Source organism: Pigmentiphaga sp. CHJ604 (assembly GCF_036972535.1).
GTDB classification, from domain to species: Bacteria; Pseudomonadota; Gammaproteobacteria; order Burkholderiales; family Burkholderiaceae_B; genus Pigmentiphaga; species Pigmentiphaga daeguensis.
The window spans coordinates 672,422-684,470 of sequence record NZ_CP136998.1 but is presented as its reverse complement, the minus strand read 5'-3'; the positions used below and the strand labels follow the sequence as shown (position 1 = coordinate 684,470).

11 protein-coding genes are annotated in these 12,049 nt (G+C 68.8%); 3 read left to right on the top strand and 8 right to left on the bottom strand.

The features are described 5' to 3' along the window. Positions 1-65: 65 nt before the first annotated feature. A complete protein-coding gene (locus tag R4823_RS03430; protein WP_338617435.1) occupies positions 66-1,520 on the top strand; it encodes a DegQ family serine endoprotease in 1,455 nt (484 codons plus the stop codon). Positions 1,521-1,558: 38 nt separating this feature from the next. Here the strand turns inward: R4823_RS03430 and R4823_RS03425 are convergent, their stop codons facing one another. The 8 genes from R4823_RS03425 to R4823_RS03390 form a co-directional block, all read right to left on the bottom strand. Next, positions 1,559-2,398, bottom strand: coding sequence for a ferritin (locus R4823_RS03425; protein ID WP_087836773.1), 840 nt, complete (start codon positions 2,396-2,398; stop codon positions 1,559-1,561). A gap of 145 nt (positions 2,399-2,543) precedes the next feature. After that, the gene (locus R4823_RS03420) at positions 2,544-3,977 is read right to left on the bottom strand and encodes a sodium:solute symporter family protein (RefSeq protein WP_338617433.1); all 1,434 of its coding nucleotides are present in this window, start codon (positions 3,975-3,977) and stop codon (positions 2,544-2,546) included. Positions 3,978-4,132: 155 nt separating this feature from the next. After that, positions 4,133-4,891, bottom strand: coding sequence for a sulfite exporter TauE/SafE family protein (locus R4823_RS03415; RefSeq protein WP_087836821.1), 759 nt, complete (start codon positions 4,889-4,891; stop codon positions 4,133-4,135). A gap of 85 nt (positions 4,892-4,976) precedes the next feature. Beyond that, on the bottom strand, positions 4,977-6,530 hold the full coding sequence (ubiB, locus tag R4823_RS03410) for a ubiquinone biosynthesis regulatory protein kinase UbiB (protein ID WP_087836771.1): 1,554 nt from the start codon (positions 6,528-6,530) through the stop codon (positions 4,977-4,979). A gap of 3 nt (positions 6,531-6,533) precedes the next feature. Further along, positions 6,534-7,163, bottom strand: a complete 630-nt coding sequence (locus tag R4823_RS03405; RefSeq protein ID WP_087836770.1) for an SCP2 sterol-binding domain-containing protein — start codon at positions 7,161-7,163, stop codon at positions 6,534-6,536. 129 nt (positions 7,164-7,292) lie between these two features. Further along, on the bottom strand, positions 7,293-8,273 hold the full coding sequence (locus R4823_RS03400; RefSeq protein ID WP_279814702.1) for a TIM44-like domain-containing protein: 981 nt from the start codon (positions 8,271-8,273) through the stop codon (positions 7,293-7,295). Positions 8,274-8,508: 235 nt separating this feature from the next. Next, on the bottom strand, positions 8,509-9,288 hold the full coding sequence (gene ubiE, locus R4823_RS03395; RefSeq protein ID WP_132979102.1) for a bifunctional demethylmenaquinone methyltransferase/2-methoxy-6-polyprenyl-1,4-benzoquinol methylase UbiE: 780 nt from the start codon (positions 9,286-9,288) through the stop codon (positions 8,509-8,511). Next, a complete protein-coding gene (locus tag R4823_RS03390; protein WP_087841593.1) occupies positions 9,285-9,710 on the bottom strand; it encodes a DUF971 domain-containing protein in 426 nt (141 codons plus the stop codon). The genes ubiE and R4823_RS03390 overlap by 4 nt, the downstream gene beginning before the upstream one ends. 141 nt (positions 9,711-9,851) lie before the next feature. Between R4823_RS03390 and phoB the strand changes: the two genes are divergently transcribed. Continuing rightward, entirely contained in the window at positions 9,852-10,550 is a 699-nt protein-coding gene (gene phoB / locus R4823_RS03385) for a phosphate regulon transcriptional regulator PhoB (RefSeq protein ID WP_087841592.1), read from the top strand. Positions 10,551-10,741: 191 nt separating this feature from the next. Then, positions 10,742-12,028, top strand: coding sequence for a phosphate regulon sensor histidine kinase PhoR (gene phoR / locus R4823_RS03380; RefSeq protein ID WP_132979103.1), 1,287 nt, complete (start codon positions 10,742-10,744; stop codon positions 12,026-12,028). The last annotated feature ends 21 nt before the right edge of the window (positions 12,029-12,049 follow it).

Below are 12,049 nucleotides of genomic sequence, written 5' to 3'. Positions count from 1 at the left end.
AGCTCCATTTAAGACAAGCGCTCCACCATGACGCCATGTTCCATCACCTGGCAGAGGAGCCCACCATGAACACCCGCAAATTCTCCGCTACGCATCTGGCCGTCGCGCTGGTTGCCGCCGGCGTGTTCGGCGTAGCCGGCGCCACCGCGTTCCAGCGCGTCTCCACGACGCAGGCCATGCCGGTCTCCGCCGCGACCGCCCAGGCTGCCGCGCCCGTGGGGGCGGTGACGCCGCCCGATTTCTCGCAGATCACGCAGCGCTACGGCCCGGCCGTGGTCAACATCAGCGTGACCGGCACCACCAAGGTATCGGACGACGACGGCGATCCGTTCGCGCAATTCTTCCGCGGCTTCCCCGGCTATCCCGGCGGTGGCGGCGGCACGCATAGCGTGCCGATGCGCGGGCAGGGTTCCGGCTTCATCGTCAGCCCCGACGGCATCATCCTGACCAACGCCCACGTGGTGAAGGACGCCAAGGAAGTCACCGTCAAGCTGACCGACCGGCGCGAGTTCCGCGCCAAGGTACTCGGCTCGGACCCCCAGACCGACGTCGCCGTGATCAAGATCGACGCGCGCAACCTGCCGGTCGTGGTCGTGGGCAATCCCAACGACCTGCGCGTGGGCGAATGGGTGCTGGCCATCGGTTCGCCCTATGGCCTGGAGAACACGGTGACGGCGGGCGTGGTCAGCGCCAAGGGCCGCTCGCTGCCCAACGACGGCTCGGTGCCGTTCATCCAGACCGACGTCGCCGTCAATCCGGGCAACTCGGGCGGGCCGCTATTCAACTCGCGCGGCGAAGTGGTCGGCATCAACTCGCAGATCTACAGCCAGACCGGCGGCTATCAAGGCCTGTCGTTCGCCATTCCGATCGACGTGGCGGCCAAGGTCAAGGACCAGATCGTGGCGCATGGCGAGGTCCACCATGCCCGCCTGGGCGTCACCATCCAGGAAGTCAACCAGGCGCTGGCCGACTCGTTCAAGCTGGACTCGCCCACCGGCGCCCTGGTCGCCAACGTGGAAAAGGGCAGCCCCGCGGACAAGGCCGGACTGAAATCCGGCGACATCATCCGCAAGATCGACGGCAAGCCCGTGGTGGCCTCGGGCGACCTGCCCGCGGTGATCAGCCTGGCCACGCCGGGACAGGACGTCAAGCTGGAAGTCTGGCGCAATGGATCGCCGCGCGACATCGTCGCCAAGCTGGGCAGCGCCAAGGCCGAAGCCACGGCCAGCGCCGATACGCGAGGCGATGCCGCGCACGGCCGGCTTGGCCTGGCCCTGCGGCCGCTCACGCCGCAGGAACGGATGGCCGTCGGCGACAGCGGTGGACTGGTCGTCGAGCAGGTGGGCGGCCCGGCCGAACAGGCCGGCATCGAGCCCGGGGACCTGCTGCTGTCGCTGAACGGCGTCCCGGTACAGAGCGTCGACCAGGTTCGCTCGCTGATCGCGAAGTCGGGCAAGAACGTGGCGCTGCTCGTGCAGCGAGGCGACGCCAAGATCTTCGTGCCCGTGCAGCTCGGCTGATCGCCAGCCCCTCGCATCGCCCCGCGACTGGCCGCTGCTCAGCCAGCGGCCAGCTCCTTGCGATAGCGGTTCAGGTCCTGCACGGTCGCGAAGCTGCGGCCGAGCAGGGTCGACATGGTGTGCAGGATGCGGTCGGCCACCTTGCCTTCCCATTCCCGGTCGAACTGGATCTGGTCGTCCAGCCAGCGGTCGAGCCAGCCCGGCTCGGGCAGCCGGGATTGCACGGTGTCGTTGGGGAACAGGCTTTTGTTGACGTGCAGGTTCGTGGGGTGCAGCGCCTGCGAGGTGCGCTTGGCCGAGGCCATCAGCACGCCGATCTTGGCGAAGGCCGCGCGCGCCTGGTCGGCCAGTTCCTTGCCGCGCTCGGTCAGGGCCCGCCTCATGTAGCGCAGGTAGGCCCCCGCATGGCGGGCCTCGTCCTGCGCGATGAGCTTGTAGATGGCCTTGATGACCGGCTCGCTGTGCCATTGCGCCGCGCGGCGGTACCAATGGTTGAGCCGGATCTCGCCGCAGAAGTGCAGCGTCAGGGTCTCGAGCGCGGGCGCGGCGTCGAACTCGAAGCGCACGTGGTGCAGTTCTTCCTCGGTCGGCAGCATGTCGGGGCGGAAGCGCTTCAGGTATTCCTGCAGCACCAGCGAGTGCTTCTGCTCTTCATAGAACCAGATCGACATGAACGCGCTGAAGTCGCTGTCCTCGCGGTTGTCGCGCAGGAACATCTCGGTGGCCGGCAGCGCCGACCACTCGGTGATCGCGTTCATCTTGATCGTATGCGCCTGCTCGTCGGTCAGCAGACTGGCGTCGAACTGGTCCCACGGCACGTCCTTCCCCATGTCCCAGCGCACGGACTCCAGGGATTTGAATAGTTCCGGGTACAGCATGATGGGCCCTTGTATGGAAGCCGGCAGCTTGAGCGTTCCAAGTCGCCGGAAGGTCGGCGAACGATACAGGGGGCGTCTTACCCCCGCATGACACACTCCTTCCAGATCCGGCCGGGCGTGGCGCGGAAGGCGCCTGTAACAGAACTTACAGGACCGGATGCAGTGCGGGCCGCTCGCGCGCCCGCACCACTTGGGGAAGGAGGCTGCCGGCCCAGATGCCGACGAAACCCGCCAGCAGTCCCGCCAATTGTGGCGGAAAATCCTCCGCGGCAAAAGCCCTGACCAGCACCCAGGCCGCCACGCCCATCACCGAGGACAGCAGCGCCCCCTGCGTGGTCGCCCGCCGCCAGTACAGCCCCATGAGCAGCGGCACGAAGGCCCCCACGAGCGTAACGGTGTAGGCGCCGGCCACCATCTCGTAGATGCTGTCGGACGTGCTGAGCGCGAACGTCAGCACGCACAGTCCGAACAGCACCACGGACACGCGCATCGCGCGCAGGAAATGCTTGTCGGACATGCCGGGCAGGAAGTGGCGCAGGATGTTCTCGGCGAAGGTGGTGGAAGGCGCCAGCAGCGTGGCCGAGGCGGTCGACATGATGGCCGACAGCAGCGCGCCGAAGAAGAACACCTGCGCCAGCGTGGGCATGCGCTCGAGTATGAAGGTGGGCAGGATCTTCTGGGGGTCCTCCTGCAGCAGCGAGCCGACCGTGTCCGGCATCACGCTGAAGGCGGCCACGCCGATGTACATGGGGATGCAGGCGAACATCAGGTAGAGCAGCCCGCCGATGACCGGACCGCGCCGGGCCGTCGTCACGTCCTTGGACGACATCACGCGCTGGTAGACGTCCTGCTGGGGAATGGAGCCCAGCATCATCGTGACCAGCGCAGCGAAGAAGAACAGTATGTCGTGCGTCGTGGCGGGCGGCAGGAAGTTGAGCAGGTCGCGGCTGGTCGCCTCGTGCACGACCACGCCCACGCCGCCGGCCAGGTCGGTGGCGAAATAGGCGATGGTGAACAGGCCGGCCACGATCACGATCATCTGGAAGAAATCGGTCAGCGCGACCGACCACATGCCGCCGAACAGCGTGTAGGTCATCACGATCAGGGTGCCGATGATCATGCCGCTGGTCTGCGAGAACACGCCGGGATCCAGCATGTGGAACACCAGTCCCAGGGCCTTGACCTGCGCGGCCACCCAGCCCAGGTACGAGATGATGATCGCCAGGCTCATGATGACCTCGACGATGGGGCCGTAGCGCTCGCGGTAGTAGTCGCCCAGCGTCAGCAGGTTGTGCCGGTAGAGCCGCGCGGCGAAGAATACGCCCACCAGCACCAGGCACATCGAGGCGCCGAAGGGATCCTCGACCACGCCGCCCAGCCCTTCCCGCACGAACACGGCCGACACGCCCAGCACCGCCTCGGATCCGAACCAGGTGGCGAAGGTCGTGGCGACCACGATGAACAGGGGCAGCGACCTGCCGGCCACCGCGTAGTCGGCTGAGTTCGACACCCGGCGGGCGGCGACCACGCCGATGCAGATGGAAACCAGCAGGTAGAGCAAGACGAACCAGAACACCATGATGCCGAGCCCACCCGGGAAAAAAAGCCAAAACCGCGCGAGTATCGCACAGCGGGCCAGGGCTTTCCAGGTCCGTCGGAGCGGGAGTCACGGCATGTGGGCATGGGCGCCACGGTGGGGGCCGGAGCGTCGCGGCCGGCGTCCCCGGGGCGGGTTCAGAAGCACAGATACAGGCCCAGGAGGCCGAGCCCCGTGAAGAATCCCCGGCGGAACGCCGCGGGGCTGATGCGGTGGCGCAGGTACTGGCCCGCCCACATGCCCGCCATGGCCGGCACCAGGGCCACCAGGGAAGCCGCCATCTGCTGGTAGCCCAGCGCGCCGCCGCGCGCCAGCGCCACGGCCAGAGCCAGCGTCGAGACCGTGAAGGCCATGCCCAGCGCCTGCACCAGCTCGTCCTTGGCCAGGCCCAGCGCCTGCAGGTAGGGCACGGCGGGAATCACGAACACCCCCGTGGCCGCGGTCACCGCGCCGGTCGCCAGGCCGGCCAGCGCGCCCAGCCGGCGCTCGGCGCCCGGCGGCACGCGCAGTTGGAAGGCCATCAGGCCGAAGGCCGCGTACAGCACCAGGGCCACGCCCAGCGCCCGGACCGCCCAGGATTGGGACCCCGTACCGGCCAGCGCCGCCGTCAGCCAGGTGCCGGCCACCACCCCCGCCAGCAGGGGCCACAGCCGCCTGGCCAGGTGCACGAAGCGGCCGCCGGCGGCCAGTTGCCAGACGTTGGTCACCATGGACGGCACCACGAGCAGCGCCGCGGCCTGCGCCGGGACCATGGCCAGCCCCAGCAGCCCCATGGCGACGGTGGGCAGGCCCAGGCCGATGACGCCCTTCACGGCGCCAGCCACGAAGAAGGTACCCAGGATAAGCAGGATCAGGGGCCAGCTGGCCGCGGAATAGAGAGAGAGCAAGGAGTCCATGGCGCCATGCTGCCGCAAGCCGCGCCGGCTGGAAATGCGGATTGCGCCGATCCAGCCTTCGGAAAATCCTGAACCAGGCCCCGGGCTACCTCGAGACCGCCCACAGCGCCACGGCCACGCCCACCGCCAGCACCGCCGCGATCACCGCCATCAGGCGATTGGTCTGCTGTTGGGCGGCCCGCAGCCGCTGCAGCTCGGCCAGGGTATCGGCGGAACGATCCGGACGGGCCAGTTGATGGTGCACCAGGCGCGGTAGCTCGGGCAGCATCTGCGCCCATTGCTGCGACTCGCGCCGGAGGTTGTTGCGCAGCGCCGCCCAGCCAACGCGCTCGTTCATCCAGCGCTCGAGATAGGGCTTGGCCGTCTTCCAGAGGTCCAGCGAGGGATCCAGTTCGCGTCCCAGCCCTTCGACGTTGAGCAGGGTCTTCTGCAGCAGCACCAGTTGCGGCTGGATCTCGACGTTGAAGCGGCGCGAAGTCTGGAACAGGCGCAGCAGCACCTGCCCCAGCGAGATCTCGGCCAGCGGCCGGTCGAAATAGGGCTCGCAGCAGGCGCGGATCGCCCCTTCCAGCTCTTCCTCGCGCGTGCCGGGCGGCACCCAGCCGGACTCGATGTGCAGGCGGGCGACCTGGCGGTAGTCGCGCCGGAAGAAAGCCAGGAAGTTCTGCGCCAGGTAGTTCTTGTCGAACTCGGACAGCGATCCGACGATGCCGAAATCGAGCGCGATGTAGCGCCCCAGCGTGCGCGGATCGTCCGACACGTAGATGTTGCCCGGATGCATGTCGGCGTGGAAGAAGCCGTCCGCGAACATCTGGGTGAAACAGATCTCCACCCCGTCGCGCGCCAGCTTCTTCAGGTCCACGCCGGCCTCGACCAGCCGCGCGGCGTGGTTGACGGGTATGCCGCGCATGCGCTCCATCGTGAAGATGGACGACGAGCAATAGTCCCACATCACTTCCGGCACGATCAGCAGGTCGCCGCGCGGCCCGCCCGGGGCGAAGTTGCGGCGCAGCTGGCTGCAGTTGGCCGCCTCGCGCAGCAGGTCGAGTTCATCGTGCAGGTATTTGTCGAACTCGGCCACCACCTCGCGCGGCTTCAGGCGCCGTCCGTCGGCCGAGATCTTCTCGATCAGCGTGGCCGCCGCCCGCAACAGCCGCAGGTCCTTGTCGATCACCGGCGCCATGTTGGGCCGCAGCACCTTCACCGCCACGTCGCGGCCGTCCTTGAGCACCGCGAAGTGCACCTGCGCAATCGAGGCCGAGGCCACCGGCTCGCGCTCGAAGCTGGCGAACAGTTCGTCCGGATGCCGGCCCAGCTCCTTGCGGATGCTGGCGATCGCCACCTCGGACGGGAATGGCGGCACGCGGTCCTGCAAGCGCGCCAGTTCGTCGGCGATGTCCGCGGGAATCAGGTCCCGCCGCGTCGACAGCACCTGGCCGAACTTGACGAAGATGGGGCCGAGCGTCTCCAGCGCCAGGCGCAGCCGCTCGCCGCGCGGCGCATGCAGCTTGCGGCCCAGCCTCATCACGACCAGCAGGCGCTCGGTCCAGGGGTGCTGGATGCCGGAGATCACGAGTTCGTCCAGGCCGTAGCGGAAGCTGACGAACATGATGCGGATCAGGCGCAGGAAGGTGAACATGGCCTAGCCCTCCGCGCCCAGGCGGGCTTCCAGCCGGGCCAGCCGGGCCCGCAGGTGCTCGACCCGCTTGCCCGCGCGCTCGGCGTCGTCGCGCAGGCGCCGCACCTCGCCCCCCCAGGCTTGCAGGGCATGCGAGGACGCGACGGCGCCGCTTTCCTCGGTCAGGTACTCCGCCACGTTCTCGGCCAGCCGCCAGGCGCCGGCGCGCAGCCCGCCCGCCAGGCCGCGCGCCGTGCTGACCAGGCGGGCGGCGGGAATGTCGCCCACGATCCCGGCCAGGTCTTCCTCCACGTCCCACCGCAGGTCCCGCGCCAGGTCGCCCAGCACGTGGGCCAGCGCCGCGTCGCCCTCGATGCGCACCGCCCCCATCCTGCGGGCGGCATCGCCCGACAACAGTTCCGGCAGCCTGCCGCCATCGACGGTCAGGGTCACGTCGGGCATGGCATCCGCGACGGCGGCCTCGACCAGGCCTTGCGGGGTGATCGTCAGCGTCACGTTGAAGGCACCGGCGGCCAGGCGAGCCGTCTTGCCGGCATGCGGGCGCAGCCGCTCGCGGGCCCAGGGCTCGCGCAGCAGCAGCGTGTCGAGCGCCCGGATGGCGACGGCGGAAGGGTACGGCAGGGACACGGGCATAGGATGGAAGGCGGAAACCTGTAGGGAGAATCGACCGGCAATCCGGCCTGCCAATGAAAAACGCCCGTCCGAGGACGGGCGTTCCACGGGGTTCGACCCCGCAAGTTTACCGGGTGGCGCGCCGGCGCGTTACCGGTTGTGCTCCTGCACCGGGATCTGCTGCACGCCCGCGAGCAGCCAACCGCCGTCGTTGGGCTTGAACAGGTTCCAGACTTCCTCGAAGCGGAACGCCTCGGTGCCGGGGGCCTCGCGCAGCATGCCGGAGAAGCGGACGCTGGCGAGGTGGCCGTCGGAGACGGTCTCGATGCCGAGCAGTTCGGCGTTCAGCAGCACTACCTCGGTCACGTTCTGCCCCTGGCGCTGGCCGATCTGCTGGCTGAGTTCGGCCAGCAGGTCGTCGGTGACCAGGTCGCGCAGTTCGTTCACGTCGCCGCGGTCCCAGACACCTTGCAGCTTCACGAAGTAGCTCTTGGCGTGGCTGAGGAAATTCGCGGTGTCGAAATCGCTGGGAATGCCCCACTCGCCGGTGGGCGCGGCACCCGTGGCCGCCGCGGAGGCGGCAGGCGCGGCCGCCGGCGCGGCGTTCACCGGCGCCACCGATTCGCGCGCCATGGTGGCAGGCGGGTCGTTGCGCTGCTGGAAGCGGCTGTTGCCCGCGCCCTGGAGCGCCGGCTGCTGACCGACGCCGCGCAGCCGGCGAACGATGAACAGCACGGCAAAGACGGCCAGCGCGATGAGCAGCAGGCTGCCGATGAACTCGGCCGCGGCCGCGCCCAGGCCCAGGTGCGACAGCAGCGCCGCCAGGCCCAGGCCGGCGGCGATGCCGGCGATGGGGCCCAGCCAGCGCGACATGCCGCTGCGCGCGGCGGTGGCGCCAGCGGCGGCCCCCGCGGCTGCAGGCGCCGCCGACGGCGCGGCCTGCTGGTTCTGCTGGGGCGTACGCGCGGGCGGCGTGGCCTGCCGCTGCGTCACGTTGCTGGACTGGCGGCCCATGCTGCCGCCTCCGCCCAGGCGCTTGGCCAGGGCGTCATGCGAGACGCCCAGCATGGCCACGGTCGATACGGCGATGACCAGCGCCGGGATGAACCTGGAAAAAAATCGTCGGGACATTGTGTGGATTCTCCTGTAATCAATGTCGTGGCGCCGCCCTGCCGGCCCCGATGCCGGATTTGCCGGGCAGCGCGGACGCCATTGCTGCCAGGTCGGGATGCCCGGCGCCGCGACGTCCCCGCAGACGGGCGGTCGTAGCAGCCTTTCCTGACAATAAGCTGAAATTTAACGGACTATGGCGCAAATCGCCAGTCGGAACGCCCCGGATTCGTGAAGGAATTTGAAACAGCGGGCGCTACAGCCGCACGCCCTCGTGCAGGGCGACCACCCCGGCGGTCAGATTGAAATATTGGACACGCGCCAGGCCCGCCTGTTCCAGCATGCCGGCCAGGGTGTCCTGGTCCGGGTGCATGCGTATGGATTCGGCCAGGTAGCGGTAGCTGGCCTCGTCCTGGGCCACCTTGCGCCCCAGCCAGGGCAGGATGTTGAACGAATACCAGTCGTAGGCCGCCCGCAGCGGCTTGGCGACCCGGGAGAACTCCAGCACCAGCAGCTTGCCGCCGGGGCGCAGCACCCGCGTCATCTCGGCCAGGGCCCGGTCCTTGTGGGTCATGTTGCGCAGCCCGAACGCCACCGAGACGCGGTCGAAATAACCGTCGGGGAAAGGGAGCTTCTCGGCGTCGCAGACGGCGGTCGGCAGCATCAGCCCCGCGTCCAGCATCCGGTCACGGCCCACCCGCAGCATGGAATCGTTGATGTCGGTCAGCCAGACCTCGCCGGTGGGCCCGGCGCGCCGGGCGAAGGCCTTGGCCAGGTCGCCGGTGCCGCCCGCGATGTCCAGCACCTTCATGCCCGGGCGCACGCCGGCGCGGGCCACGGTGAAGACCTTCCAGGCCCGGTGCAGGCCGCCGGACATCAGGTCGTTCATCACGTCGTAGCGCGCGGCCACCGAATGGAAGACCTCGGCCACCTTGCGCGCCTTGTCCGCCTCGGCCACCTGCTGGAAGCCGAAATGGGTCGTGCCCGGCGGCGTGGTGTCGCCGGCCGGCGCGGGGGAGTGCTGCTTATCGCTCATTGCTTACCTTCACGGCGTACTTCGGTTGTTGCCATTCCGTCCCGGGGCTCGGGGTCCCGCGATGCGCCCGCCGCCTCCAGGGCGGCGAGGTACTCCGCCCACAGGCGGTCCTGGTCGCGGCCCAGCGCATAAAGGATGTCCCAAGAGTAGATCCCGGTCGAATGCCCGTCGGAGAACGTGGGCTGGACCGCGTAGTTGCCCACCGGCTCCAGGGACACGAGGTCCACGTCGCGCTTGCCCACCTGCAGCGTCTCCTGGCCCGGCCCGTGGCCCCGGACCTCGGCGGAGGGGCTGTAGACGCGCAGCAGTTCGAAGGGCAGGCGGAAGCTGCTGCCGTCGTCGAACGCGACCTCCAGCGTCCTGGACTGCCGATGCACGACGATGTTGGTGGGAAGAGGGGTATTCTTGTCCAGGCCGGCCATGTTGTTCTCGCGTAAGGACTCCATGGTAGCCGATGGGGGCCGCCGCCGCGCCGGGGCCCCGCCGGGAGCCGGATCATGTCACATACCTGAAACAATACCGCCATACTATGGACATGCTTCAGCAACCCAACCGGCATACCCATGTCCAGCACTATTTTAGTCGTCGAAGACGAACCGGCCATCCAGGAGCTGGTCTCGGTCAACCTGTCCTTCGCGGGCCACAAGGTCCTGCGCGCGGCCGATGCCGAACAGGCCCAGACCCTGATCCGGGCCGAACTCCCCGACCTGATCCTGCTCGATTGGATGCTGCCCGGCACCTCGGGCGTATCGCTGGCCCGCAAGCTGCGGACGGAAGAGCGTACCAAGGCCGTTCCGATCATCATGCTCACGGCCAAGGGCGCCGAGCAGGACAAGGTCGACGGCCTGGAGGCGGGCGCCGATGACTACATCACCAAGCCGTTCTCGCCCAAGGAGCTGATGGCCCGCATCAAGGCCGTCCTGCGGCGCCGCGCGCCCCAGCTCACCGACGACCTGATCGACGTCGCCGGGCTGCGCCTGGATCCGGTCACCCACCGGCTCAACGGCAACGGCGTGACCCTGAACATCGGTCCCACCGAGTTCCGCCTGCTGCACTTCTTCATGACCCACCCCGAGCGCGTGTTCTCGCGCTCGCAACTGCTGGACCAGGTGTGGGGCGACCACGTCTTCGTCGAAGAGCGCACGGTGGACGTGCACATCCGGCGCCTGCGCAAAGCGCTGGAGCCCAGCAAGCACGACGGGCACGTGGAGACCGTGCGCGGCAGCGGCTACCGGTTCACGGCGCATCCTGTAGGCCAATAACCCCCTGCGCGTGACGCGCGCCCGGCATGGGGAGCCCCCCAGCCGCTATGCGGCGGCCCCCCGAGGGGGCCGGGGCCCGCGGGGCTCTACTTGCGGACCGGCAAGCCAGATCCGCCGTGCCCTGGCAAACTCATACGAAAAACATACAAGACGGCAGAGTCCGGGCTCCGGGCAATGCGACAATCCGCTCCATGGTCTGGATACGCAACCTCATCGTCGTCCTCTTGTGGGCCGGCCTGGCGGCCCTCACGCGGCCGATCACGGGCCGCTTCGGCTGGGCCGTCTTCAGTTTCGGCCTGGGCACGCTGCTGGTCTGGCACATCTGGCAGCTCTCGCGCGTCACGCGCTGGACCAATGACCTGCAGCGGCCACCGCCGCCCTCGGCCGGCTCGTGGGACGAGGCCCTGGCCCGCATCTACCGGCACCTGCGCAACCAGGAACGCCAGCTGGCGATGCTGGAAGGGAACGTGCAGGGCTTCTTCGCCGCCGCCCAGGCGCTGCCCGACGGACTGGTCACGCTGGACAAGGAATTCCACATCGACTGGTGCAACCGCATCGCGCGCCAGCACCTGGGCCTGCGCCTGCCGGCCGACCGCGGCCAGAACCTGCTGAACCTGGTGCGGGCCCCCGAGTTCGTGGACTACGCCCGTCAGGAGGACTGGCCCGCGCCGCGCCTGGTGCGCAGCCCCGGCGGCGGCGACCGCCTGCTGATGGTGCAGCTCATTTCCTACAACAAGCACCAGCGCATGCTGCTGACGCGCGACGTGACGCAGATCGAGCGGCTGGAGACCACCCGCCGCGACTTCGTCGCCAACGTCTCGCACGAGCTGCGCACGCCGCTGACGGTGCTGTCGGGCTTCCTGGAAACGCTGCGCGACATGCCCACCGAAGCGCTGAGCGACGAGCAGCGCGAACAGTACATGAAGCTGATGCTGGACCAGGCCCAGCGCATGCAGGCCATCGTGGCCGACCTGCTGACCCTGTCCACCCTGGAGTCGTCCCCCACCACCGATCCACAGCCGGTGAACATGCCCGCGCTGATCGAGACGGCCCTGAGCCAGGCCCGCGCCCTGTCGGGCGGCCGCCACGAGATCGTCGGCGAGATCGACGAAGGCCTGGACATCCTGGGCACCGGTACCGAAATCGCGTCGGCCATCTCCAACCTGCTGATCAATGCCGTGCGCTACACGCCCGAGGGCGGCCACATCACGGTGCGGTGGCGGCGCGACGCCGACGGCGATGCCCGCTATTCCGTGAAGGACACCGGCATAGGCATCGCCTCGCACCATCTGCCCCGCCTGACCGAGCGCTTCTACCGCGTGGATCGCAGCCGGTCGCGCGAATCGGGCGGCACGGGGCTCGGACTGGCGATCACCAAGCACATCGCCATGCGGCACGACGCCGAACTGGAGATCGCCAGCGAGCTTGGCCAGGGCAGCACCTTCGCGCTGCATTTCCCCGACAGCCGGGTGGCGTAGGACCTGTTCCCACCCTACGGG

Coding starts and splice junctions, on each gene's coding strand:
- R4823_RS03430 (WP_338617435.1), top strand. CDS start 66: ATGAACACCCGCAAATTCTCCGCTACGCATCTGGCCGTCGCGCTGGTT.
- R4823_RS03425 (WP_087836773.1), bottom strand. CDS start 2,398: ATGCTGTACCCGGAACTATTCAAATCCCTGGAGTCCGTGCGCTGGGAC.
- R4823_RS03420 (WP_338617433.1), bottom strand. CDS start 3,977: ATGGTGTTCTGGTTCGTCTTGCTCTACCTGCTGGTTTCCATCTGCATC.
- R4823_RS03415 (WP_087836821.1), bottom strand. CDS start 4,891: ATGGACTCCTTGCTCTCTCTCTATTCCGCGGCCAGCTGGCCCCTGATC.
- ubiB (WP_087836771.1), bottom strand. CDS start 6,530: ATGTTCACCTTCCTGCGCCTGATCCGCATCATGTTCGTCAGCTTCCGC.
- R4823_RS03405 (WP_087836770.1), bottom strand. CDS start 7,163: ATGCCCGTGTCCCTGCCGTACCCTTCCGCCGTCGCCATCCGGGCGCTC.
- R4823_RS03400 (WP_279814702.1), bottom strand. CDS start 8,273: ATGTCCCGACGATTTTTTTCCAGGTTCATCCCGGCGCTGGTCATCGCC.
- ubiE (WP_132979102.1), bottom strand. CDS start 9,288: ATGAGCGATAAGCAGCACTCCCCCGCGCCGGCCGGCGACACCACGCCG.
- R4823_RS03390 (WP_087841593.1), bottom strand. CDS start 9,710: ATGGCCGGCCTGGACAAGAATACCCCTCTTCCCACCAACATCGTCGTG.
- phoB (WP_087841592.1), top strand. CDS start 9,852: ATGTCCAGCACTATTTTAGTCGTCGAAGACGAACCGGCCATCCAGGAG.
- phoR (WP_132979103.1), top strand. CDS start 10,742: ATGGTCTGGATACGCAACCTCATCGTCGTCCTCTTGTGGGCCGGCCTG.